The organism is Gilliamella sp. App4-10 (assembly GCF_001690495.1).
Taxonomy (GTDB): Bacteria; Pseudomonadota; Gammaproteobacteria; order Enterobacterales; family Orbaceae; genus Gilliamella; species Gilliamella apicola_G.
The window spans coordinates 236,245-261,799 of the sequence record NZ_LZGS01000035.1 but is presented as its reverse complement, the minus strand read 5'-3'; the positions used below and the strand labels follow the sequence as shown (position 1 = coordinate 261,799).

General features: G+C 34.0%; 25 protein-coding genes and 2 tRNA genes. 20 read left to right on the top strand and 7 right to left on the bottom strand.

Translation table 11 applies throughout. The annotated features are described in order from the left end of the window. Window positions 1-635 precede the first annotated feature (635 nt). From A9G23_RS06240 to asd, 11 genes are all read left to right on the top strand, one after another. Window positions 636-711, top strand: a tRNA-His gene (locus A9G23_RS06240). Window positions 712-736: 25 nt separating this feature from the next. Then, window positions 737-813, top strand: a tRNA-Pro gene (locus A9G23_RS06235). Between the two features lie 323 nt (window positions 814-1,136). Next, window positions 1,137-1,853, top strand: a complete 717-nt coding sequence (locus A9G23_RS06230) for a GntR family transcriptional regulator (protein WP_176700605.1) — start codon at window positions 1,137-1,139, stop codon at window positions 1,851-1,853. Beyond that, window positions 1,854-2,537, top strand: coding sequence for a GntR family transcriptional regulator (locus A9G23_RS06225; protein ID WP_065586774.1), 684 nt, complete (start codon window positions 1,854-1,856; stop codon window positions 2,535-2,537). Window positions 2,538-2,548: 11 nt separating this feature from the next. After that, entirely contained in the window at window positions 2,549-3,016 is a 468-nt protein-coding gene (locus A9G23_RS06220; RefSeq protein WP_065586773.1) for a PTS sugar transporter subunit IIB, read from the top strand. A gap of 17 nt (window positions 3,017-3,033) precedes the next feature. Continuing rightward, complete coding sequence (locus A9G23_RS06215) at window positions 3,034-3,870, top strand: PTS mannose/fructose/sorbose/N-acetylgalactosamine transporter subunit IIC (protein ID WP_065586772.1); 837 nt, start codon at window positions 3,034-3,036, stop codon at window positions 3,868-3,870. Further along, complete coding sequence (locus tag A9G23_RS06210; RefSeq protein ID WP_065586771.1) at window positions 3,851-4,672, top strand: PTS system mannose/fructose/sorbose family transporter subunit IID; 822 nt, start codon at window positions 3,851-3,853, stop codon at window positions 4,670-4,672. The genes A9G23_RS06215 and A9G23_RS06210 overlap by 20 nt, the downstream gene beginning before the upstream one ends. Before the next feature lie 13 nt (window positions 4,673-4,685). Next, window positions 4,686-5,771, top strand: a complete 1,086-nt coding sequence (locus A9G23_RS06205) for an SIS domain-containing protein (protein ID WP_065586770.1) — start codon at window positions 4,686-4,688, stop codon at window positions 5,769-5,771. Further along, the gene (locus A9G23_RS06200; protein ID WP_065586769.1) at window positions 5,768-6,766 is read left to right on the top strand and encodes an SIS domain-containing protein; all 999 of its coding nucleotides are present in this window, start codon (window positions 5,768-5,770) and stop codon (window positions 6,764-6,766) included. The genes A9G23_RS06205 and A9G23_RS06200 overlap by 4 nt, the downstream gene beginning before the upstream one ends. A 12-nt stretch (window positions 6,767-6,778) precedes the next feature. Further along, the gene (locus A9G23_RS06195; protein WP_065586768.1) at window positions 6,779-7,213 is read left to right on the top strand and encodes a PTS sugar transporter subunit IIA; all 435 of its coding nucleotides are present in this window, start codon (window positions 6,779-6,781) and stop codon (window positions 7,211-7,213) included. Between the two features lie 738 nt (window positions 7,214-7,951). After that, window positions 7,952-9,055, top strand: a complete 1,104-nt coding sequence (asd, locus tag A9G23_RS06190; RefSeq protein ID WP_065586767.1) for an aspartate-semialdehyde dehydrogenase — start codon at window positions 7,952-7,954, stop codon at window positions 9,053-9,055. Between the two features lie 57 nt (window positions 9,056-9,112). Here the strand turns inward: asd and A9G23_RS06185 are convergent, their stop codons facing one another. Genes A9G23_RS06185 through nagB form a run of 3 tightly spaced genes read right to left on the bottom strand, consistent with a single transcriptional unit; the run spans window position 9,113 to window position 12,338 of the window. Then, a complete protein-coding gene (locus tag A9G23_RS06185) occupies window positions 9,113-10,342 on the bottom strand; it encodes an ROK family protein (RefSeq protein WP_065586766.1) in 1,230 nt (409 codons plus the stop codon). A gap of 35 nt (window positions 10,343-10,377) precedes the next feature. Then, a complete protein-coding gene (gene nagA, locus A9G23_RS06180; RefSeq protein ID WP_065586765.1) occupies window positions 10,378-11,520 on the bottom strand; it encodes an N-acetylglucosamine-6-phosphate deacetylase in 1,143 nt (380 codons plus the stop codon). A gap of 11 nt (window positions 11,521-11,531) precedes the next feature. Continuing rightward, window positions 11,532-12,338: a glucosamine-6-phosphate deaminase gene (nagB, locus tag A9G23_RS06175; RefSeq protein WP_065586764.1), complete on the bottom strand. Its 807-nt coding sequence runs from the start codon at window positions 12,336-12,338 to the stop codon at window positions 11,532-11,534. 247 nt (window positions 12,339-12,585) lie between these two features. On the opposite strand from nagB, the gene nagE reads away from it, so the two are divergent. After that, a complete protein-coding gene (gene nagE / locus A9G23_RS06170) occupies window positions 12,586-14,076 on the top strand; it encodes an N-acetylglucosamine-specific PTS transporter subunit IIBC (RefSeq protein WP_065586763.1) in 1,491 nt (496 codons plus the stop codon). Between the two features lie 259 nt (window positions 14,077-14,335). Here the strand turns inward: nagE and tusC are convergent, their stop codons facing one another. The 3 genes from tusC to fkpA are packed head-to-tail and all read right to left on the bottom strand — an operon-like array spanning window position 14,336 to window position 15,859. Further along, window positions 14,336-14,689 carry a sulfurtransferase complex subunit TusC gene (gene tusC, locus A9G23_RS06165; protein ID WP_065586762.1) on the bottom strand — a complete coding sequence of 118 codons (354 nt, stop codon included), beginning with the start codon at window positions 14,687-14,689 and terminating at the stop codon, window positions 14,336-14,338. Between the two features lie 14 nt (window positions 14,690-14,703). After that, window positions 14,704-15,069: a sulfurtransferase complex subunit TusD gene (gene tusD, locus A9G23_RS06160; protein WP_081296992.1), complete on the bottom strand. Its 366-nt coding sequence runs from the start codon at window positions 15,067-15,069 to the stop codon at window positions 14,704-14,706. 4 nt (window positions 15,070-15,073) lie between these two features. Then, window positions 15,074-15,859: an FKBP-type peptidyl-prolyl cis-trans isomerase gene (gene fkpA, locus A9G23_RS06155; protein ID WP_065586761.1), complete on the bottom strand. Its 786-nt coding sequence runs from the start codon at window positions 15,857-15,859 to the stop codon at window positions 15,074-15,076. A 229-nt stretch (window positions 15,860-16,088) separates the two neighbouring features. Here fkpA and fabZ point away from each other — a divergent pair, with 229 nt between their 5' ends. Genes fabZ through rnhB form a run of 4 tightly spaced genes read left to right on the top strand, consistent with a single transcriptional unit; the run spans window position 16,089 to window position 19,096 of the window. Further along, window positions 16,089-16,535, top strand: a complete 447-nt coding sequence (fabZ, locus tag A9G23_RS06150) for a 3-hydroxyacyl-ACP dehydratase FabZ (protein ID WP_065586760.1) — start codon at window positions 16,089-16,091, stop codon at window positions 16,533-16,535. Between the two features lie 43 nt (window positions 16,536-16,578). Then, window positions 16,579-17,358 carry an acyl-ACP--UDP-N-acetylglucosamine O-acyltransferase gene (lpxA, locus tag A9G23_RS06145; protein ID WP_065586759.1) on the top strand — a complete coding sequence of 260 codons (780 nt, stop codon included), beginning with the start codon at window positions 16,579-16,581 and terminating at the stop codon, window positions 17,356-17,358. After that, window positions 17,358-18,512 carry a lipid-A-disaccharide synthase gene (gene lpxB / locus A9G23_RS06140; RefSeq protein WP_065586758.1) on the top strand — a complete coding sequence of 385 codons (1,155 nt, stop codon included), beginning with the start codon at window positions 17,358-17,360 and terminating at the stop codon, window positions 18,510-18,512. The genes lpxA and lpxB overlap by 1 nt, the downstream gene beginning before the upstream one ends. After that, complete coding sequence (gene rnhB / locus A9G23_RS06135) at window positions 18,506-19,096, top strand: ribonuclease HII (RefSeq protein WP_065587047.1); 591 nt, start codon at window positions 18,506-18,508, stop codon at window positions 19,094-19,096. The genes lpxB and rnhB overlap by 7 nt, the downstream gene beginning before the upstream one ends. Window positions 19,097-19,550: 454 nt before the next feature. On the opposite strand, the gene A9G23_RS06130 is transcribed toward rnhB, so the two are convergent. Next, on the bottom strand, window positions 19,551-20,840 hold the full coding sequence (locus tag A9G23_RS06130; RefSeq protein WP_065586757.1) for an NAD(P)/FAD-dependent oxidoreductase: 1,290 nt from the start codon (window positions 20,838-20,840) through the stop codon (window positions 19,551-19,553). A 346-nt stretch (window positions 20,841-21,186) separates the two neighbouring features. Between A9G23_RS06130 and A9G23_RS06125 the strand changes: the two genes are divergently transcribed. The 4 genes from A9G23_RS06125 (at window position 21,187) to A9G23_RS06110 (ending at window position 25,498) form a co-directional block, all read left to right on the top strand. Continuing rightward, a complete protein-coding gene (locus tag A9G23_RS06125; protein ID WP_065586756.1) occupies window positions 21,187-22,158 on the top strand; it encodes an HlyD family secretion protein in 972 nt (323 codons plus the stop codon). Further along, window positions 22,158-23,279, top strand: coding sequence for an ABC transporter permease (locus A9G23_RS06120; protein ID WP_218058742.1), 1,122 nt, complete (start codon window positions 22,158-22,160; stop codon window positions 23,277-23,279). Before A9G23_RS06125 ends, A9G23_RS06120 begins: the two co-directional genes overlap by 1 nt. Window positions 23,280-23,293: 14 nt before the next feature. Then, window positions 23,294-24,457, top strand: coding sequence for an ABC transporter permease (locus tag A9G23_RS06115; RefSeq protein WP_065586755.1), 1,164 nt, complete (start codon window positions 23,294-23,296; stop codon window positions 24,455-24,457). Window positions 24,458-24,595: 138 nt separating this feature from the next. Then, window positions 24,596-25,498, top strand: a complete 903-nt coding sequence (locus tag A9G23_RS06110) for a 1,4-dihydroxy-2-naphthoate polyprenyltransferase (RefSeq protein ID WP_065586754.1) — start codon at window positions 24,596-24,598, stop codon at window positions 25,496-25,498. The last annotated feature ends 57 nt before the right edge of the window (window positions 25,499-25,555 follow it).

Here is a 25,555-nt window from a genome sequence, read left to right as displayed (position 1 = left end):
CTTTACATTATTGCAATAATTAAAAAAAGTCAGGTTATTTTACTAAAATATTACATATTTTGAACCGTTTCTGATGACTAAATTTACTATATTGAAATAGTGTAAAAATATTTCACAATCTAATATTGCTTAATAGATAGAATATGGAGATAAAAAATGAAACAACAAGTGATATGACCAAAATAAATTTGGTAAAATTTGAATTCTTACCGGCTGTTACTTAAACAATGCCAATATTTTTGCATTTGTTGCATATGGTTCTCATAATTTAATGAAAATTGACAGGGATCTACCCCTAGAATAGTTATTGTAGGACTATCTATTACCTCAACTATAGGTGTGGTTAGTGATGATGCAAATGCTAGACTTGAAGTAATAAAAAGATTTATAGCAAAAAGAATATTTAAGCAAAAATGTTAGTAGACATAAGTAAAATTAAATTAAAATTGCTAATAATAATCGGATTATTTATTTAGAAGATAATATTGGCATTAAAAATGGTCATATTAAATCGGCATTGGGAGATATCAAATTTTATACTCTTGGCGCTTTTTATATGACCAGTCGGCGTATTTTTTTTAAATTGTACTGGACAATATTATTTTTTATGCGTAATATCTCGTCCTGATTCTATGGTGGCTATAGCTCAGTTGGTAGAGCCCTGGATTGTGATTCCAGTTGTCGTGGGTTCGAATCCCATTAGCCACCCCATTTATAGAATGCAAAGAACATCTAACGGCGAGTAGCGCAGCTTGGTAGCGCAACTGGTTTGGGACCAGTGGGTCGGAGGTTCGAATCCTCTCTCGCCGACCAATTTTAAATAAAAAAAGCCTGCTTTATCCTAGTGGGCTTTTTTATTGTCTTCTAAACAATTAATTCATCGCTAACAGCCATAATAAATAATTAAAACGATTGTTTACCTTTTTTCTATAAATTTCAACTATAACGATTATTTAGCTCTACCATTTCTTATTTTTACCTTAATTATCCTTCATAACAAAAATTGTGATCAAGGCAACAATTCTGGAACTAAAAATTAACAACCTGTATTTTTTTATTTATTTTTTGGTGATTATTATGTAGATTCAGATACATCTTTTGAATAAAAGAATCCAAAAAATATGAGGAAAATGTTTTTGGAATATCGTGATATTGCTGCTAAAACTTATGTTGAAGAACAAATTAAAGCAAATCCATCTGTTATTAAGAAGATAACGACAGAAAGAGGACTTGCCGAACACTTCAATGTTAGTCGTACAACAGTGAGAAAAGCATTAAATGATTTAATAATGGGAGGTTATTTATCTCAAAATGAAAAAAATTTAGAGTACAGTAAAGTCTTTGAGATAAATATGTTAAAAATGTCTTCATTTAGTGAAGAAGTCAAAAAAGATGATAATACTCAAATCAAAATAAAAGTCCTTACTAATAAAATTATAAAAATGCCAGCAGAGCTAAGAACATTTTTTTGTTCAAATGAACAATTAATTAGAATTATAAGGCAACGTTTATTGAGTACAATTCCTCTATCTTATGAAATCACCTATTTATCATCCGAAAAATTCCAACATTTAGACCAAGTAGATTTAAATAATGTTTCTCTCTATCAATTTTTGAAAGATCATTATCACCTTGTTCCAAGTCATGGTCGTGAAGAAATTATTTACCAGATAGCAACTGGGGATAAAGCAACGAATTTACAAGTGGTCGAAGGTACGCCGATTTATAAGGTATCAAGTTACAGTTTCGATGTTAATTTTCAGCCTTTTGAGCATACCGTTCAATATTTAGTAGGAAATAAATTTAGATATCATTTATCTGCTCACAATATTTTCAAGTACAAGGAAAACTAAATGAGTTTATTTGAAAAAATAGCTGCTCATTTAATGGAGCAAATTAACACCGGGCAATATGGAGTAGGATCAGAATTACCCCCAGAAGGGCAATTACAAAAAGATTATAATGTAAGTAGAACAACCATCCGAAAAGCTATTGATCTGTTAGTTGATAAAAATATGGTAGTTAGGAAAAAAGGTGTTGGTTTGTTTATTGCTCCAACACTTTCTACAAAAACCATTCTAAATATGACCGGAATTATTAAACCTCATATTTATTACAATTATAAGAAAATCATAAAAGAATCTTATCTAAGACAAGCTGGAAGTTACTATAGCCAATTACTAAAAATAAAACCATCTGAACTCATCTATTATATTAGTTTTTTAGAAGTTGCTAAAAACAATGTAGTTAAAGAAATTTTTTTATTACCTTTGAACCATTTTCCAGACTTTAAAATGTCGATAATAAAAATTTTATCAGCGCTTGAAATTACTAATTCTGGAAAGAAAAAAGTAGATAAATTAGTACAAAATTTACAATTAATTGTAGCCAATGCTGAATTAGCTAAACAATTACGATGCAACTTCAACGACCCATTATTTAAAATTTCTAATCACTATTTTGATATTAATAGCGAGCCGATTGCTATTGAGTATAAATTTGCTTGCAATACTAAATATGTAGTCGATTTTACCTAGGAGGTATACCAATGATTAAATTATTACGTGTTGATCACCGATTATTGCATGGTCAGATTGTTGTTTCATGGTTCGAAAATGTTGGCTCAAATACCATTTTAGTTGCTAATGATATCGTTGCAAATGATGAGTTACGTAAGTCAGCTATCCGTTTAGCTAAACCTGAACATGCAAAATTAGTAATGAAGTCAATAGATGATAGCATTGCAGCCATTAACTCAGGTATAACGGATAAATATCAAATGCTAATAGTTGTTGAGTCTGTTGCTGATGCTGAAAAATTAATACGAAACACACACGGTAAAATAACAAGCCTCAATTTAGGTGGAACTAAACCACGTGAAGGAACTAAAAATTATTCTAAAACAATCAATCTAACTGCTCTCGAGGTAGATTTATTAACGAGATTACAACAAGATAGTGTTGATGTTTACATTCAGCAAATCCCAAGTGAATCAAAGCAAAAATTTCAAAAATAGTTTAGAGGATACAAAAAATGAGTATCGAATTAACTGCATTTCTATTAGCTTTGGTTGCGATGTTAGCCAATAGTGAATACCTTTTAGGTTCATCAATGTTATCAAGACCATTAGTAACTTGTACCTTGGTTGGTTTAGTCATGGGAGACATCACACAAGGCATTATTATTGGAGCAACATTAGAATTAGCTTTTGTTGGATCGTTTTCTATTGGAGCCTCTATTCCCCCTGAAATTATCTCAGGGAGTATTTTAGGTACCGCCTTTGCAATAGGTGCAGGTAAAAGTACGGAAATAGCTTTAACGCTAGGTATTCCTATTGCTTCATTTGTTTTATTAGTTAAAAATTTATGCTTTCTTTTTATCCTTCCTTATTTTGTTCATAAAGCCGATCAATACGCATGTGAAGGTAATGGTAAAGGTATGGACCGAATGAATCTATTAGGTGGATTCTTTTCTGTTAATCTTCCAATTGGTTTAGTTGTAGGATTATCTTATCTATTTGGCAGCTCGGCGATCAATGACTTATTAGAAATGATTCCTAAATTTATTATAGATGGTTTAGGTATCGCAACGGGCTTATTACCTGCGTTTGGTTTTGCTATGTTAATGAAAATAATGATAAAAAAAACCAATGCAACGTTCTTTGTTCTTGGTTTTGCTTTGGCTGTTTATATGAAAGTGCCTGTTACTGGAGTGGCCATCTTCGGTGCGTGTATTGCTCTAATTTTGACAGGTTATTCCGCATTTAATGGAAAAAAAGACGTAACAGAAGATGGCAATCAAAGGTTAAATAATAATACTGGCAACACGTTAGGTGTACAGGAGATCAATTATGAAAATGAAGAATTCTAAATTAATAACTAAAAAAGAATTAACAAGCACGTTTTGGCGATCTTTTACTGCTGAATGGTCATGGAATTATGAACGACAAATGAACTTAGGTTATTCCTATTCTATGCGTCCTGCTTTAGAGAAAATTTACAGCAATAACAAAGAAGCATTAACGGATGCTTATCAACGGCATTTAGAATTCTACAATATTACACCATGGTTAATTACTTTTCCTTTAGGAATTTCTATTGCCATGGAAGAACAAAATGCGACAGATAGTAATTTTGATAAAAGCTCTATTAATGACGTCAAAATAGCGTTAATGGGACCATTAAGTGGTTTAGGTGATTCATTTTTCTGGGGAACACTACGTGTCATAGCGACCGGAATAGGTACTTCTTTAGCACTTGAAGGTAATATTTTAGGTCCTCTTTTATTTTTATTAATTTTCAATATTCCTGCAATGTTAACACGTTATTTTGGTTTATTAATCGGATATAACATTGGTGCATCGTTTATTGAAAAAGTTCAAAAGACTGGATTAATGGATAAATTATCCTATGGTGCATCAGTTTTGGGACTTTGTGTAGTTGGGGCTATGGTTGCCACCATGGTGATATTAAATATGCCATTAAAATTAGGTTCAGGAACTAATGCTTCATCTTTACAAGATATTTTTGATGGTGTTATACCGCAAATCTTACCTTTACTTTTTACACTATTTATCTTTGTGTTAGTCAAAAAAGGGATTAAAGCCCATTGGATTCTCTTATTAATTGCTGCTATTGGTATTTTGGGAGCTTGGAGTGGGTTATTAGGCTAGTAAGGAGAAAAAAATGAAAAGTATCGCAGATTATGTCGCATTAGAACCTGAATATTATCAAAATATTTTAGATAACTATCAAACATTATTTGGCAATACCATTGATTTAAGTAAAGTTAAACAACTTAACGCAATTGTTATATTTGCAACAGGTTCAAGTGCTAATGCCGCTTATGGTGCAAGGCCTTTTATGAGTAAATTATTAAAGGTGCCCGTCTATATTGAAGATCCATCAATGGCTGCTAACTATTTGTACTATAATGATCCAAATACCTTGTATTTTGCTATTTCACAAGGAGGAGAAAGTTATTCAACCATTTATTTGGTTGAACAGTTTGTTAATAATAATCAAACTATCTACACCCTTACTAGCAATCCGAAAAGTCCATTATATAAGGTAAGCAACCATGTGTTATCCATGGGTATGCCTATTGAAGAAATGCCTTATGTCAGTGTTGGTTATAGTGTGACTATTCTTGATTTAATGTTAATTACACTTGTTATTGGCACAAAAACAGAGCGTATAAACCAGAAACAGTTTGACGATTTGTTTGAACAAATGCGCAATATTACACAATCGCTTCCACAAATTATAAAACAATCAAAAATTTGGGTTAATAGATATCAAGATCTTTTTTATCATGCCCAAAGAGTCATTCTCATTGGTTATGGTGCAACTTATGGTGTAGCTAGGGAAGGCGAAACGAAATTTACAGAAACAGTGCGAAATACGGCTTTTGGTAAAGAGCTGGAAGAATATATGCATGGTCCATACCTAGGTCTACATACTGACGACTGTATTATTTTTATTGAACCACATGGGCGATTAGTACAAAGAGCGGAAACTTTAAAAGAATTTTTGAATCAATATGTTCCAAATGTTTTAACTATTTACTCTCAAAATACAAGTAGCTTAAAAACAATAGATTTTTGCCTAAATATTGAATGTGATGAATTGTTAACTTCATTATTTATGACAGTGCCCATTCACTTGTTAAGTTATCAGGTATCACAGTTAAAAGGTCATAATCTTGAGAAATCAACATACCCAGAATTTGACCAAATAACTAAATCTAAAATTAAGAGGATTATAAAATGAGAAAATTTGATGAACAAAAAGAACTAGACAGTATGAATGGCGCATTAGCTTTACGTCCAAAGATTAATGATTTTATTGATAATATCCACCAGCGTGGCTATAGCAATGTATGTTGGTTAGGTATTGGTGGCACTTATGCATCTTCCATGCAAGCGGTTATCCACATGAAAGAAAAATCAGCAATTGAGACTTTTGTTCAACATGCAGCTGAATATTTAGTAACTGGTAATAAGCGCATAACTAAAGATACGTTAATTATTATCTCATCAGTAACAGGTTCCACTCAAGAAGTGGTTGACGCAATCGATAAAATCCAAAAAGAAATAGGTGCAACTGTTTTGGCATTTTTGGATAAAGCGAATTCACCATTAGGTAAAATGGTTCATCATGTTATTTCTTATCCAATGAATGAACAATTAAAATTCTTTATGACTGCTGACCGTCTAATGTATTTAGCGGGTGAATTTCCGGATTATGATGATTTTTATGGACAAATGGATCATCATTTTGCAAAAAACATTGTTGCTGTTGCAAAAAAAGCAGATAAATTTGGACAAGAAGTTGCCGATAAACATCATAATGATACAATGCATTATTTTATAGGGTCGGGTAATCAATGGGGAGCAACTTACTCACATGCTATGTGTTATTGGGAAGAACAACACTGGTTACGCTCAAAGTCCATTAAATCAGCTGAGTTTTTCCATGGAACATTAGAAGTTATCGATCGTGATACTGCTGTTACTGTTTATGTTGGTGAAGATACTCAGCGCCCATTAAGTGAAAGAGTTGCAAAGTTCCTACCTCAGATTTGTGGTAATTATACCATTATTGATACTAAAGATTACGAATTGCCAGGTATCTCTGAAAAATATCGGGGTAATCTTTCCCCATTTGTTTTCCGAGCCATTAATAATCGTATTGACGCATATATTGAGCACTTAAATCGTCATCCAATGTCAATTCGTCGTTATTATCGTTGCTTAGATTACTAAAAGGAGTCGTGTATGATTGCAGTGTTAGTAAGTACTCACGGCATAACGGCTAATAGTTTAATTGAAACGACTGAAATGATATGTGGCAAACAAACTCTGTGTGAAGCCGTACCCTTTTCAATGGGTCAATCGTTAGATGATTTTCAACAGCAGATTGAACAAAAGCTAGAAAATTTAATACATGAAAGCTCAAACGTTTTATGTTTTGTTGATTTAAAAGGTGGAACACCATTTAATATTTTAGTCAATCTGATTGCTGAATATCCTAATATAGAAATCATTACTGGTGTAAATGTGCCGATGTTATTAACAACCTTTATGTTAAGAACTGATGAAGATAATTTAAGCGATTTATTACCAGAAATAATTGAAACATCTGTACAAGGCATAGAACACTATAACATGGCCTCAATAATTGATAATAAAAGCCAAAAAGAGGAATTTTAGACAATCTAATCAATCCAATTATAGTATTTAACAAGCTATTTTAATGAGGTAATTTTGTTTTTTAGGCAACAAATTTACCTTTTTTAAAGATAGAGCTGTTTTGGCAACAAATAAAGATTATTTTTTAAGTTTTTTTATTTTTTTCTATCTTATTTCTTTATTGCTCTTCTGTGGCTTTTATTATGTTCTTCGTTTAATCGTTTTGCTTTACGTTTATTCATTTGATAAGTTAGAATAAACGAAACAAATGTCATAATACTGACAAAACCTAAAACCCAATAAGATGATCAGTGTAAATTCAGAAACCTCATCTAATATTCCATTAAAGAAAGAAGGCAATATTTTATATGATAAATAAAGGGGAATAAGACATCCAACAAAACATACAACTTTTTTACTCTTTATGTACCTACATGGACTCAGAAATAATCCAATTAAGAAATACGTTAGGCACATATAAGCTGTTATAAATAAGTCAACTAGTAACCTTATCATTTCAATAAATAAAATTAATCAATATATTAACATAGTAAATAAAAATTTCTAGAAGTGGTATTTAGTTGCAGATGATGATTCGTTTTTCTACTGGTTATTGTGGTTATTTTATCTTTCAATATATAACACCATGTTATTAAAGCCCTGCCTACAAAAATAATTCTTATCTGACTTGTTTTATGAAGATATTTTGCTTTAATAGTGAAAATATCTTTTTATAACATCTACTTTTGGAAATAAAATATGAAAAATGTTGGTTTTGTCGGTTGGCGTGGAATGGTAGGTTCTGTTCTTATGCAACGTATGGTTGAAGAACACGATTTTGATTATATCAATCCTATTTTCTTTTCTACTTCTCAAGCAGGTCAAGCTGCTCCTAATTTTGGCGGTAAAACAGGCACATTACAAAGTGCAGATAATATTGATGCATTAAAAGCGTTAGATATTATTGTTACTTGCCAAGGTGGGGATTATACCTCCGAGATTTATTCAAAACTACGTGCAACGGGCTGGCAAGGTTATTGGATTGATGCAGCATCAACATTACGTATGGCTGATGATGCAATTATCGTGCTCGACCCAGTGAACAAAGCTAACATTGATGCTGCTTTAGATAAAGGTATTAAAACCTTTGTTGGTGGTAACTGTACTGTGAGCTTAATGTTAATGTCTCTCGGTGGTTTATTTGCTGAAAATCTTGTTGATTGGGTTTCGGTTTCAACTTATCAAGCGGCTTCAGGTGGTGGTGCGCGCCATATGCGTGAACTGCTTACTCAAATGGGCATGCTAAATGCTGAGGTTGCCAAAGAGTTACAAAATCCGCATTCTTCTATTTTAGATATTGAGAGAAAAGTGACCCAAAAAATGCGTGATGGTAGTTTGCCTACTGATAACTTTGGTGTGCCATTAGCGGGTAGTTTAATTCCTTGGATCGATAAGGCGCTTGATAATGGCCAAAGCAAAGAGGAATGGAAAGGACAAGCAGAAACCAATAAAATTTTAGGTACCAGTCAAGTTATTCCTGTAGATGGGCTGTGTATTCGAATTGGCGCATTGCGTTGTCATAGCCAAGCATTTACGATTAAATTGAAAAAAGATATCAGTGTGCCTGAAATTGAAAAACTGCTTGCTGCTCATAATGATTGGGTAAAAGTCGTGCCAAATGATCGTGATATTTCCATGCGAGAGCTGACACCAGCCGCAGTAACAGGTACCTTAACTACACCAGTTGGCCGATTACGTAAGCTTAATATGGGTAAAGATTATTTATCTGCCTTTACTGTTGGTGACCAATTATTATGGGGTGCGGCTGAACCATTACGAAGAATGTTACGCATTTTAGCCTAAATTAAACATAAAATGGCAAAGCCCGATTGGTCGGGCTTTATTATTTATAATAATCGATTACTGTTCTTTATCGTCCAACAATGTCATTAATAATGAGCCATTAAATAAAGCTTGCTGCACTAGTGCAAATGCTCCTATTGCCGATCTATCATTAAGTGATGAGCAAGTAATAGTCAGATTTTTTCGTAAATCTTCTAAGCTTTGAGCATTTAATGCACTATTGACTGCATTTAATAGTATTTCGGGCGACTTGGTGAGTTCACCGGCTAACACGATTCGTTGAGGATTGAAGATATTAACCATAATTGCAACTGCTCTGCCAAGGTTTTCACCCGCATCTTTGACGAGTTTTATTGCTAATTCATCTCCTTTGTTAGCATATTGGCAGATATGATTAATCTCACAGTGATCTGTTGTTAATCTTGATCTATAACCTTGCTCAATCATCTGCTTCGCTCGGCTTTCAATGGCTTTATTGACTACGCGGTTTTCTAGGCAACCGAAGTTACCACAATGGCAGCGTTCACCTAATGCATCGACTTGAATGTGTCCAACTTCGCAAGCGCTTTGATTATGATTTGTTAGTAGTTGTTGATTAACAATAACGCCAGAGCCTACACCTCGGTGTACACGGATTAAAATGGAATCATCAACATGTTGTGTTGACCCAAAATAACTTTCGGCTAATGCTAGGCTTTGAATATCATTTCCCAAAAAAATAGATACATTGAATTCCGTTTGTAGTACTTCTCCTAAAGCCCATTCTTTCACTTGGATGTGTGGTGTATATCGGACAATTCCATTAACAGAATCAATTAAGCCAGGGAGCACAACAGATATTGCAACTAACTGCTTTATTTTTTTTATATTTTCCTGTATGAATTCTTTAATTAAAGCGATTAAATATGTTTGTACTTGCTGTTCGGTAAAATGAGTAAGAGGATCTCTTTTGGATATTAGGCATTTAGACCCCAAGTCAAAAAGTTCAATAGTGACATGAAAGCGGCTTAATTGCACCGCAATAGCTTGATAATGCTCAAATTTAGCTTCAATGGAAACCGCAGGTCGCCCGCCCGTTGATTGCTGTGCATCAACTTCTTTGATCAGCTGATTTTTTAATAATTGCCGAGTAATTTTTGTAATACTGGCTGGTGCTAATTGACTCATTTCAGCCAGTTGTATACGGGAAATAGGAGCTTGCTGAACAATTAAACGGTAGATCATTGCATAATTAAGTTGTTTAATTAGCTCAGCATTTCCCACTAAATTCAGATAATTAAATAACATATTACATCTCAATATTTTTATTAACTATCTGCATTCTAAAGATGTATTTCTCCATTTACAATGGTTTTAGTGACAGTAAAATCACGATTAAAAATAACTAAGTTGGCGATTTTCCCTTCGCTAATACTACCAAGGTCTTTATCCACACCGATTGCTTTGGCTGGATAAAGTGTCGCCATTCTTAACGCCTCATCTAATGCAATACCTACATATTCAACAGCGTTTTTTACTGCTTCAATCATGGTTAATGCCGAACCACCAAGTGTACCGTTTTCGTCCACACAGCGACCATCTTTGTAATAAATGGTTTTACCTGCAAATACACCAGATTCTAAATTAGAGCCAGCAAGTAGCATTGCATCGGTAATTAAGATTAAATGATCTTGTTTAATTTTGTGACTATTGCGAATATTTGCCCAACTTACATGTTGACCGTCAGCAATAATACCTACATAAACTTCTGGTTCATCATAAATTGCACCAACTACACCTGGTTCGCGTCCAGAAATATAAGGCATGGCATTAAATAGATGTGTTCCTAAACGAATACCATCGTTAAATCCACGACGACAATCATCATAATGACCATTAGAATGACCAACTGATACATGAATCCCAGCATTAACCAGTTGCCTAATGTAATGACTTTCAACTTTTTCTGGTGCTAAAGTGATAATTTTAATGACATCAGCATTTTCACAAAGAAAATCAATCATTTTTTGTGAAGGTTGGCGAATAATATTCTCGTCATGAATGCCTTTCTTTTCTGGACTAATATAAGGGCCTTCAAGATGTAAACCCAGTGCTTGATTGGCATGCGTGGCTAAATATTCACGCATCACTGTAACTGCCTTTATCATAAACTCATCAGTAGATGTAATTAATGTAGGCAAATAGCTAGTACAACCAGAAATAAGATTTGTGGTTTGCATGGATTCTAACGTTTCAACACTTAATGCATCAAGCGTTTCATTAAACTGCACACCACCACAACCATTGACTTGGATATCAATAAAACCTGGTGCAACAATTGCACCTTGTAAATTTTCAATCTTGATATCCGCAGGTAATTCGCTTTGTTTACAGATTTTAGCAATTTTATCACCGTTGATAATGACAGCGTGATTTTCAAGAATTTCATAACCTGTATAAAAACGACAATTTGTTAATGCGTACATTGATTTATCCTTTATAAAATGGTTACTTTAAGATTATCAGCTTCCATTTGTTTAAAATATTTTAATGTTTTCACTTTAAGATCATCAGTACTTGGCTCATCACAAACAATGATTGATGCTGGATGCATTTGTAGTGCGGTCACCGTCCAAAGATGATTAACACTACCTTCAACACCAGCTTGTAATGCTAAGCTTTTGTTATGACCACAAACTAATAAAATGACTTCCTGAGCATCCATTAAAGTTGCAACACCAATAGTTAGTGCATGCTTTGGTACTTGGTTCGTATCGTTATCAAAAAAGCGAGAATTGGCAATGCGCGTATCTTCAGTTAATGTTTTGATACGGGTGCGAGAACAAAGCGAAGATCCCGGCTCATTAAATGCGATATGTCCATCTTGTCCAACCCCACCTACAAAAATATTGATTTTGCCATAAGCTTTGATCTTTGCTTCATATTGACGACATTCTTCATCAATATCTGGCGCATTACCATCTAATATATGGATATTGTTTTTATCAATATCAATATGGTTAAAGAAATTTTCGTACATAAATGTGTGATAGCTTTGAGGGTGATCTTCAGGAAGGCCTACATATTCATCCATATTAAAAGTCACGACATGTTTAAAGCTAACATGACCAGCTTTATAATGTTTGATTAATTGTTGATACATGACTAACGGCGAGCTTCCGGTTGGTAGACCGAGTAAAAATGGTCGATCTGCTGTTGGTTTAAATTGGTTAATTTGATTAACAATACGCTGTGCAACCCAAGCACCGACTTCTTGTGCATTGTCTAAAGGAATAAGTCTCATGAGATATCACCTCTTTTGATATAATTAAATAAATTCTTTTTTTTAAAAGTAAAATATGTTGGATTAATTGTACTATATTAAGACAATTAATCAAAAAATATAGTGATTTTTGTCACAAAAAAGTAATAATTAATTTGCGAAGTAAAATAATATAGAGTGAAATAAAGAAGTCTTACTTATCATCGTTTAAAAATGTAAAATTTTATGACATTTTTTATATGCCCTTAAAAATATATGAGGTTAACTTATGGGAATTTTAGCTTACTTGCAACGTATTGGGCGCTCACTGATGGTACCTGTCGCAGTACTACCTGCAGCTGCAATACTACTAGGTTTAGGGTACTGGATTGACCCTAATGGTTGGGGGCAAAATAGCATTGTCGCCGCTTTTTTAATTAAATCTGGCGGCGCAATTATTGATAATATGCCAATACTTTTTGCTATTGGTGTGGCTTATGGTATGTCTAAAGATAAAGACGGTGCAGCCGCACTAGCTGGTTTAGTCGGTTTTTTAGTGGTTACTACTTTACTTTCTCCTAGCTCGATTGCACTATTTAATGGTATTGATACAAAAGCTGATGACTGGTTAGAACAAGTTCCAGCTGCATACCAAAAAATAAATAACCAATTTATTGGTATTCTTGTCGGTATTATTGCAGCCGAACTTTATAATCGTTTTAGTCAGGTTGAATTACATAAAGCACTATCTTTCTTTAGTGGAAAAAGACTTGTCCCTATTATTGTCTCAATAGTTATGTTGTTAATATCGGCTGTTTTATATTTTATTTGGCCAACTATCTATGATGCACTTGTTTCGTTCGGTAAATATATTAAAGAATTGGGGTCTGTAGGGGCTGGTCTTTATGGATTTTTCAACCGTTTACTTATTCCTGTCGGTTTACACCATGCTTTAAACTCTGTGTTTTGGTTTGATGTTGCTGGTATCAATGATATTCCTAACTTCTTAGGTGGGCAAAAATCAATTGAAGCTGGATTAGCAACAGTAGGTATTACTGGTCGTTACCAAGCTGGATTTTTCCCTGTTATGATGTTTGGTTTACCTGGTGCGGCATTAGCGATGTACCATACCTCGAAAAAAGGTAATAAAGATAAAACGGCTTCAATCATGTTAGCTGCTTCATTTGCGGCATTCTTGACTGGTGTTACTGAACCGCTAGAATTTGCATTTATGTTTGTTGCACCAGTACTTTATTTATTACATGCCGTTTTAACAGGTATTTCTTTGTTTATTGCCGCTTCAATGCAATGGATATGTGGGTTTGGTTTCAGCGCAGGGTTAACCGATATGTTACTACAATCAAGCAATCCACTTGCAGTACATTGGTATATGCTTATACTTCAAGGTTTAGTTTTCTTTATTATTTACTATGCCACATTCCGCTTTGTAATTGTTAAATTTAATCTTAAAACACCGGGTCGTGAAGATGAGGTAGATTCAACACAAAGTGAAATGACAAAATCAGTACAAGGCAATATAGATACAACAAAACTTGCTGAACAATATTTAGCCGTTGTAGGTGGTAAAGAGAATCTAACCAACATTGACTCTTGTATTACACGTTTACGTTTAGGCGTTAATGATTCTGATCTTATTGATGAACAAGCGGCTAAAGCGCTAGGTGCAATGGCCGTGATTAAGTTAGGTAAGACTGGTGCACAAATTGTTGTCGGTACTCAGGCCGAAAAAATTGCCGATCAAATGAAGAAATTATTCTAGTTTAATAAAATAAAAACTAAATTAAATGAATTATAATCCACTTTATTTAAGCATAATAAAAATAGAGTGGATTATTTATTTGCTTTAATCTTACGGAAATTCCATTAGTCTATCTATCAACGCGAAAATGTATCTTTTATGAAAAATTGGTTATTTTGTTAAAAAACAAAAATAAAAAAATCAATGCTTTTTCTGAATGTTTTTTGTTTAGATATCAAATCTATTGTTGTAGTATGAGATTTTGTAATTCAATATAAAATTAAAATCGTAATATTACATCTTGAATGGTTAATAATTGAGTTAATAACTGATTATTGGTTAGTTTACTAGGGATATTACGAGGTAGCTGCATTAGGTTTCTTGATTTAAGTGAAGATTCACATACATATACATCATCAATATCATAAAGCTCAAGCATATTGAAAGTTGCAATATAATCGCGCATTAAAATTTGATCTGGTTGCTGATTAGGTAACAAATGAAATACGCCATCATCAACAAAAAAAACAGAAATATGGTTAATAGCTGAGGTGGCTAATGTGATATCAAGTGCTTCGCGACCTTTGGCCGTTCCATGAGGTGGTGAGCTAATCATAATTGCTACTTTTTTCATTTGAATCCTTAATCTTAAAACTGAATAGTGCGATCTGTAGTGGCAATTGATTCACTTAATTCGCCAAGGCCAGTTAATTGAAAATGATCTGCAAGATTTTTTTTGATAACACCGCGTCGCTGTGCTGCTGCAACACAAACAGTTAAACTTAAGGAGTATGTTTTTGCTAATTCCTGCCATGCAGACACTAAATCAAACTCATCGCTGGCAGGATCGGTATAGCGGTTACCATTATAAACTCCATCTGAATAAAAAAAGATATTTTTGATGGTATGAGGGGTACTAGATAATAAAACTTGTGCAAATTGATATGCACAATAAGCAGATTGGGTCCCATAAGCAGGACCCATCACAATAAGAGTGTAACTTAATGAACTAATCAAATTATTGAGCTGATTGTTCTAATTGTTTTTGAGATGGCTTAGATTCTTGATTTTTATCACCATCAATACCAAGCAATTCAACTTCAAATACTAATGTGGATGCTGGTTGGATCCCTGCTTTATCTTCTTGGCCAGGAAGACTTTGGTCACCGTAAGCTAAATCAGGTGGTACAACAAGTTTGATTTTACCACCCACGCCGATCAATTGAATTCCTTCAGTCCAACCTTTGATAACACCATTAAGAGGGAAGGTAGCTGGTTCGCCGCGATCATAAGAACTATCAAATTTACGTCCATCTGTTAATGTACCTGTATAGTGAACAATAACGGTATCTTCAGCTGTTGGATGACGGTCTGAACCTTCTTCAAGAATTTGATAAAGCAATCCAGATTTAGTTTTTTTAACACCATCTTGTTTAGCAAATTCTTCACGGAATTTGTCACCGGCAGCTGTATTTTCAGTTTTTTCTTTTTCAAAACGTGCTTTGCTTTCTTCTTGAATTCGTTTACCAAACGCATCTAAAATAGTTTTAACATCATCTTTCGAAAGTTGAGATGCATCTCGGAATGTTTCATTAAAACCACTAATTAAATATTCTTGGTCTGGTTTAATTTCATTTTGTTCTAAGTTTGTCTTCATGTATGTTGCAAACGAAGAACCTAATGCATACGCTTCTTTTTGTGCATCAGTTGAAATTGTTATTTGGGATGACTTTTTATCATCACAACCAGCTAATGCTAATACAATTGCGCTGCTGACTAAGGTCATTTTAATCAATGATTTCATTCTACTTCTCCAAGTTATAAACTATTTAGCTAATTATTTTAGCTATTATATATGATTTAACATGATAATATAGTGTTTACAAATCATTTATTTAATAAATTTATATTAATGTACTGATAATAAACTAGGATAAGCAATTTGCCGAAAATTAAATCATCCTTGAGTGAAAGCGGTATCCTCAGTTATAATGTAAAAAATTTATAGTAAATAATGTATAAGGATAGCTATTTTGACTACCGAACTTAATGCCCTTGATGTTGAAGAAATCATCAGTTTATTACCTCATCGTTATCCATTTTTAATGGTTGATCGAGTAATTAGTTACGAAAAAGGTAAAACATTAAAAGCGATAAAAAATGTCACTGTGAATGAGCCATTTTTCCAGGGACACTTTCCAAATAAACCTATTTTTCCTGGCGTTTTGATCTTAGAAGCAATGGCTCAAGCAACAGGAATACTCGCATTCAAAAGTATTGATGAGTTATCACCAGGTCAGCTCTATTATTTTGCTTCAATTGATAAAGCACGGTTTAAACGTCCTGTCGTACCAGGTGATCAACTTGTATTGGATGTTGAATATATTAAAGAGCGTCGTGGTATAGCACTATTCCATGGTGTTGCAACTGTTGATGGTAAGTTAGTTTGCGAAGCAGAAATGATGTGTGCTCGTAAATAATATTTGGTATTTTACATATTCCAAATTGTTTTAAGGAAACACTATGGCAACAGAAATACACCCAAGTTCAGTCATTGAAAAAGGTGCTAAAATCGGCGATAACGTCAAAATTGGTCCTTTTTGTTTTATTGGTGAAAATGTTGAAATTGGTGACGGAACATTTTTAAAATCACACGTTGTCATCAACGGTCACACCAAAATTGGTAAAGATAACCACATTTATCAATTTGTCTCAATTGGTGAAGTAAACCAAGATTTAAAATATCGTGGCGAACCGACGCGCACCGAAATTGGCGATCGCAATATGATTCGCGAAAGCGTCACTATTCACCGTGGTACAGTTCAAGGTGGCGAGTTAACTCGTATTGGTAGTGATAATTTATTGATGATTAACGCTCACGTTGCACACGATTGTCATATTGGTAATCACTGTATTTTAGCAAATAACGCTACTTTAGGAGGACATGTACAATTAGACGATTATGTCATTATTGGTGGCATGACAGCTGTTCATCAATTTTGTGTGATTGGCTCGCATGTTATGGTCGGTGGTTGTTCTGGCGTTGCGCAAGACGTTCCTCCTTATGTTATTGCCCAAGGCAATCATGCAACTCCTCATGGCGTAAATTATGAAGGCTTGAAGCGTAGAGGGTTTAGCAAAGAGACCTTACAAGCGATTCGCAATAGCTACAAAGTCCTTTATCGAAATGGCTTAACGTTGGATGAAGCTAAAGTTGAAATTGCAACCATTGCCGAACAATATCCTGAAACCCAACTATTTGTTGACTTTTTTGCCCGTTCAACGCGTGGCATTATCCGTTAATGACCAATAAACCATTAACCATTGCCTTAGTCGCTGGAGAAACCTCTGGCGATATTCTTGGTTCGGGATTGATTCGTGCGCTAAAAAATTATCATCCCAATATTGAATTTGTTGGTATTGCTGGTCCTAAAATGCAAGCCGAAGGCTGTCAAGCTTGGTATGAAATGGATGAATTGTCAGTTATGGGGATTGTTGAAGTATTGGGACGATTACGTCGTATTTTATCTATTCGCCGAGATATCAGCAAACGCCTCATTGAACTTAACCCCGATATATTTATCGGTATTGACGCGCCCGATTTCAATCTTTCCTTAGAGGGTAAATTAAAACAAGCCGGTATTAAAACGATTCATTATGTTAGCCCTTCCGTTTGGGCTTGGAAGCAAAAACGGGTTTTCAAAATAAAACGTAATACCAATCTCATTTTGGCTTTTTTACCATTCGAAAAAACCTTTTATGATAAATTTGATGTGCCTTGTCGCTTTATTGGTCATAAGATGGCTGATGATATTCCACTTAATCCAGATCAAACGACAATGCGTCAACAATTAGATGTGCCACTAAATTGCCGTTGTTTAGCTTTATTACCCGGTAGTCGACATGCAGAAGTGACATTATTATCGACTCCTTTTTTAGAAGCTGCGCAACTATTACGTCAACGTTATCCTGATTTACATATTGTTGTACCATTAGTGAATAAAAAAAGACGAAAAGAGTTTGAACAGATTAAAGCAGAAGTTGCACCACAACTTGACATACAATTATTAGACGGTCATGCCCGTGAAGCAATGATTGCTAGCGATGCGGCAATTTTAGCCTCTGGTACTGTGGCACTAGAATGTATGTTAGCCAAATGTCCTATGGTTGTAGGCTATAAAATGAAACCTTTCACCTTTTGGCTCGCTAAAAAATTAATTAAAACACCTTATGTCTCTTTACCTAACATTTTAGTTGGTAAAGCGCTGGTCCCAGAGTTATTACAGCAAGATTGCACACCTGAAAATATCGCTAATCACATTATTGCCTTGTTAGAGGGTGATAATACTGAGCTAAAACAAACATTTTTATCTTTGCATAAACAAATCCGTTGTAATGCCGATGAGCAAGCAGCTAAAGCAGTACTTGATGTATTAGGGGATGCACATTGTTGTTAGAATTTACCTATCCAGATGCCACATTAATTGCTGGTGTCGATGAAGTCGGGCGTGGTCCACTTTGTGGCGATGTTGTTACTGCTGCCGTCATTTTAGATCCAAACAAGCCAATTAAAGGCTTAACTGACTCTAAAAAATTGACTGAAAAAAAGCGAGAACAACTGTTTGACATAATCAAACAAGATGCTTTAGCGTGGAATATTGCCCGCGCTTCAGTGGATGAAATCGATAAATTAAATATATTACATGCCACTATGCTAGCAATGCAGCGTGCTGTAACTGGGTTATCTATTAAACCCAATTTTGTGTTAGTCGATGGAAACCGTTGTCCTAATTTTGGCGTTCAAACACAAGCCGTAGTGAAAGGCGACCTATTAGTTGCAGAAATCAGTGCAGCTTCAATTTTGGCTAAAGTTACTCGTGATCGTGAAATGGTTGAGCTTGATAAGTTGTATCCACAATATGGCCTGGCTAAGCATAAAGGTTATCCGACCAAAGCACATTTAGCGGCAATCGAACAACACGGTATTAATCATCTGTATCGTAAAAGCTTTGCACCTGTCAAGAAGTTAACGTTATTTTAATCCTACCATTGCTATCAACTTTATCAGCAATGGTGAATTAAACATAGCAACTGGTGAAATAACTGTTTCTTGATAAGGAGTATTATTATCATAACGTTCATTTAATTTTTGTTAAATGGCAGGTGATGAAAGATTAAAATCTTTGATAGTTCGTAAGTGTCAAATTTTCAATTTAAATGCCTTACCTTAAATTTTCCATATCAAAGAAAAATATAATCATTATACTAACTAAACTAGATATTATAAGGCGAACTGTTTTTAACAAAAATAATTCTCATGTAACTGTACTAGGATTTTTTTTGCTTATTTAATGTTCAATTTGTGTCCTAATTGTGAGGATCGCAAAATAATATCGCCATCTTAAGGGTTATATAACTAGCAATACTAATAAAAATAACTCCAAATAGCTACTTATAAAAGAATGATTTGTAAGTAGCTATCTAAGGCGGAAAAACTAATTTTGATGTGTAAAAATGGATGCAAATTTATTTTTGTACATCTCTTTGCTGGCTTTAGCAAATCGGATTGTTTTGAAAATACCCAACAAACTTGCTTGATGCATACGATAGAGCAGGCGATGAATAGTTAAAGCAAAAAATCCTTTAACATTCATTTCTCGTTTGCCTGCAATTTTAACCACACCTTGTGCTGTATCATGTAGAGAAATAATCGTTCCATTATCAGTATAATTAAACGATTTCAATGATTTATTATTCAACATGTTAACAATATTTTCATAACAAATTTTTGCCATCTGATGTGCAGCTTGCGCCGTAGCAGGAGCGGCTCGTCCGCTATCTTGCATTGCGTAAGCACAATCACCAATAACAAAAATACTATCATCGCGTGTTGTTTGCAGTGTCGGTTTAACTACAAGCTGATTAGAACGGCTTGATTCTAAACCAGCAATATCTTTTAAATAGTCAGGCGCTTTTACACCGGCAGTCCAGATCATAATATCGGCGTGAATGGTGTTTCCATCTTTGGGATAAAAGCCATCACTTTCCGCTTTAGTTATCATGGTTTTTGTTAACACATGAATGCCACGTTTTTGTAATGTTTCGGTAATACCTAATGCTGTTTTTTCAGGTAACGCAGGTAAAATACGATCAGTTGCTTCAATAACCGATACATCCAGCAAATCTGAACACATTTTATTTTGGCCACAAGCACCAAATGTTTCAACCATATGAGGTAATTCGGAAGCTAATTCAACACCAGTTGCGCCACCACCAACAATAGCGATACGAATTTTATCTTCAGTTGTTGCTTCATTTTTATCAATAATTGAACAAAAACTAGCAAATTTTGCAATAAGTGTTTCACGTAAACGAATAGCAGCATTTTGATCATCTAAAAAGATACAATGTTCTTTAACACCTGGTGTGCCAAAATCATTTGAAGTACTGCCTATTGCCACAACTAAAATATCATATGGAATTGAAATGGATTCGTTATTTAAATTATCAATAATAACTTGCTTTTCTTCACGATTAAGATTAGTAAACGTACCTTGAGCAAATTGGAAATTGTGTTGTTGTCCCTGTGCTGCATAATCAATTTTATCCGCTTGTTCATTCAAAACACCAGTGGCAACTTCATGTAATAAAGGTTTCCACAAATGATAACTGTTTTTATCAATCAGTGTAATTTTGGCTTGATTGCCTTTGCCTAGTTTATCACCAAGGTCTGTTGCAAGTTCTAATCCACCGGCACCACCACCAATAACAACTATTTTTTTCATATTTTTATACCTTATTATTTTATTTAGTAATATCATACTAAATAACTAGGTTTTTATCTATTTCTTTTGACTGATAACATTTATACATAAAAACTATTAAAGTGGTAGGTTATAATTATTAAAAGTTATCTAAATGAGGTATACAAAATTATTTACTGTATTTACTGAAATAGTAATTTATCATTGATATTATTTGGTTTTTAAATTAAATTGCCATTAATTGTGCAAACAAAGCACTTTTCGTATAATGCGGAGACAAAAATTTGCGTATGTTTATTAGACAAAGCATATAATAATTTTAATTCTCTATGTCTTATCTCTTTAATACCACTCTATATAAAATTTTATGAACAAAAAAATTTTTACTATTATTGCGTTAATCGTTATTTTAATATCAATGACGATCTTAATTCGCTCACACAATAGTCAACTTATCCTACAAGGTGAAGTCGATGCTCCAAATGTTAGTGTTGCGTCTAAAGCCAAAGGTCGAGTGCAAGTCATTCATGTCCATCGCGGAGATGATGTTAAACCTAATGATGTACTCATTACACTCGACAGTCCAGAGCTGTTAGCTCAAGTCAAAGCTGCTGAAGCTGCGCGAGACCAAGCAAAAGCTCAATTAGCTCTTTCGGATCATGGGACACGTGAAGAAAGCATTCGTTATTACGAAGCAATACTTGAGCAAGCCAAGGTAGCATATGATAATGCCGCCAAAGAATATGATCGTAACAAAGCTATTTCGGCCAAAGGTTATGTTTCGCAATCAATCTTAGATAATGCTTTAAAAACGCGTGATTCAGCCTTTCAACAGGTTCAATCAGCTCAAGCTAATTTAGATCAAGCTAAAAATGGTGATCGAATCGAACAACGTGAAATTTATGCAGCCAAATTAGAAGAAGCTCAAGAACAGCTTAAACAGCTACAAATACAATACGATGATTTACAAGTTAAAACACAAGTAGCTGGTGAAATAGGCTCTATTCCTGCTGAAGTAGGCGAATTATTTAATGCTAATAGCCCATTATTAACAGTGATTCAACTCCCTAAAGCTTACTTTGTGTTTAACCTGCGCGAAGATATTATGTCTAATATTCGTAAAGGCGATCATATTACGCTTGAAGTACCAGCTCTTAATCATAGAGAGATTAAAGCTGAAATTCGTTATATAGCACCAATGGGCGATTATGCAACGAAACGTGCAACACGAGCAACAGGAGATTTTGATTTGAAAACTTTTGAAGTAAGACTCTATCCCGTTGTACCGGTTGAAGGTTTACGTGCTGGTATGAGCACTTTATGGAAGTTGGACAAATAATGTTAGATTTCTGGCACCGTTTTATAAATGCATTTAATGATGAAATACCGCAAATTTTTAGGCGGTTTACGTTTCATTGGTTAATGTGGATTATGCCACTAATTATTTTTTTTCTAATTAGTAGCATCTTCTATCGAGGTGTACTATTTGATTTGCCAGTCGGCTACATTGATCACGATAAAAGTACGTTATCGCGTGAAATTATACGTAATCTTAATGCAGCAGCGCATGCAGATCTTATCAATTATGACAATCAAATTTTTGATGCTGAACGTGATCTGCAAAAAGCAAAAATTTATGCACTGCTTTATATTCCACCTAATTTTGAAGCAGATGTATTATCAGGTCACCAACCAACGCCAATGCTTTACTATAATGCTTTGTACTATAGTGCTGGTTTATATTCGATCATGGATTATTCAGGTTTAATAGCAACGATAAATACGCAATATCGAACCACTTTGGCTACAAGCATTGGCATGCCAGTTCCGCCATTGGCAAAAGTTAATTTTAATTATGATGGATTATTTAATGCTAGTGGTAATTCAATGTACTTCCAACAATTTTCGGCGGTAGTACATTTATTGCAGTTATTTGTTGTAACCACAACAATTCATATATTAGCGCAATTACCAAAGCGAACTCGACCTAACTATCCTTTTGTTTTAGGAAAATTAGCGCCTTATACAATTTGGTTTACCATGCTGCTTATTTTTGAAATTGCCATGCTCGTTTTATTTTCTAATGCGCGTGTATCAGGTTCACCTTTTGCTATGATGACGGTAGTATTTTTCTATGTTATTGCTGCACAAAGCATTGGTATTTTGCTATATACATTTACTAAAACCCCCATTGATGCCTATACTTATATAGGTGTGTTGGTTGGACTTGCATTAACTTATTCTGGTGTTGTTGTGCCTGAACTATCCATGCCATGGATTGCTAGGTTTATTTCATCATTAGAACCATTAACTTATGCACTTAATAAACTGTTCGATCTGTTTTTACGTCACTCTAGTTATTTTTCAGTGTTAAAAACTTGTAGTATTTTAATGATCTATCCAGTGATTATTACCGTATTAGTCAAAAAGCGCCTAGTAAGACGTTTACATTCACAGTAAGAGGGTAGATTTAGATGTTTAAAATATTTGGTTCTTCATTTATAAGAATATTCTTTTATCTATTAGGTCGACCAATGTGGTTATTACTGCTATTGTCTGTATCATTAATGAGTCTTGTTTATATCAATGGTACTATTACTAATTTACCGGTGGCAATTGTAGATCAAGATCATACCCCAACAAGCCGCGGTTTAATCCGATCATTAGAGATGAGCTCAAAAATTGATACGATTATCTACGAAAGCTCACTACAAGCTTATGATGATATTAATAATCACAAACTTTTTGCTGTGATCACTATTCCTAGAAATTTTGAAAAACGTCTAATAAGCGGTGATGAAGTTACCATTCCTGCATATGGTGATGCCTCAAGTCGTTTAGCCAATGGTTTAATACAAGTTGATATAAAAGGAATTTATCAGCAGATATTGACTGAATATAACACCAAAATAATGCGGAATAGTGGATTTTCAGATGAACAGATCAATATCATTTTATCGCCTATAAAAGGTCAAACAGAACCTCTTTATAATGCCGGTATCAGTTTTGCTGCTATTACCTTTCCTGGTTTGTTAGTCATGTTGTTACAACACTCTTTTTTAATTGCTTCAACCCGTACTAATATCACCCTAAATTCGCGTCCCCAAGGCAAACCTCCTAAAATTGTCGTGCTTGGCAGTTTATGTGGGCTATTACCTATTTGGTTATTTTTATCTATTGTGCTATTTGGTTTATGGCCTTGGATGCTTGGTTATCGGCAATTGGCGAGTATTCCTGAAATATTAGTTATGACATTCCCGCTATTACTTGGTGCACTGGGCTTGAGTAAATTACTGACAGAATGTTTACGTCGTACAGAGATGATATACCTTACATTAGCATTTTTAACCACGCCTGTGTTCTATCTTTCAGGAACTATTTGGCCTCTGAGTGCAATGCCACTATGGGTGAGATGCGTTTCTTATTCCCTACCTTCAACTTGGGCAACCAATATGATTGCTGGAGTCAATCAAATGGGACTGAGCTTATCAGATAATTGGCTGAACATATTTATGATACTTTTACTTGGCGTAATATATAGTACGCTTGGTATTTTTATATCAGCATTACGGGAAGGAAAAGTTAGAAAAGTATTTAGAATAATGAAAGCTTTTCGATATTTAAAAATGCGCAGTTAAATGATAAATATGGATAAAGTCTATAATTGGAAAAATAATCTTAACTTTATTAGGGGTATTTTTTATCACTAATATCGTGAACTTTTCCTGCATTCCTGTTATTATGGTTAACAGTTTTCATTATAAATAACATGTTGAATGTATAAGAAATTTTTTCCATGGATTATTAGTTTACGGTTAAAAACCCTGCCTTTATCTCTTTCTGCGGTATTAGTAGGAAATGCATTAGCTTATTGGCAACACCAATTTAATTTTTGGATACTTCTATTTTCGTTAATTACAGCGTCATTATTGCAAATTCTTTCTAATCTAGCCAATGACTACGGAGATGAAATTAAAGGCAGCGATCAAAACAATCTTACTGCTCATACTCGTGGTATACAATTGGGCTTAATTACACTTAAGCAGCTAAAAATAGCTCTATGGATTAATGCTTTTTTATGCATTTTATTTGGGCTAATTTTACTTATATTTTCTTGTAATAATATTTATGAATTATTTATTTTTATATTATTAGGTTTATTATCTATTGTTGCAGCAATAACCTATACAATAGGTAAAAAACCTTATGGATATAATGGATTTGGCGATCTATCAGTACTTATTTTCTTTGGTTTGATTGGGGTAATGGGCAGTTACTACTTACAAACCAAAGCACTCTATTTACCTATTATTTTACCCGCTTTAGGCTCTGGGTTATTATCTGTTGCTGTGCTTAACATCAATAATCTTCGTGATATAGAAATAGACCGGAAAAGTAATAAGCGCACATTAGTGGTAATGATTGGTAAAGGTATGGGGCGATATTATCATCTATTGCTATTGTTTGTAGCATTTTGTTCGCTAAGTTTATTTGCATACAATAAATTACACACAATTTGGAGCGGTTTGTTTATATTAACGTTACCGTTATTTATTAAGCATATTTATATGGTTTTTCAATTTAATACGCACAAAGAAGGGGTTCCTTTGTTATTACAGATGGTGAAACTTGCTTTATTAACTAATTTACTTTATTGTTTGGGAATTATTTTGAGTTAGTTCACGTTTTATTTAAATTTAATATCATTTTACTTAGAGTTAGCGTTATACTAGACA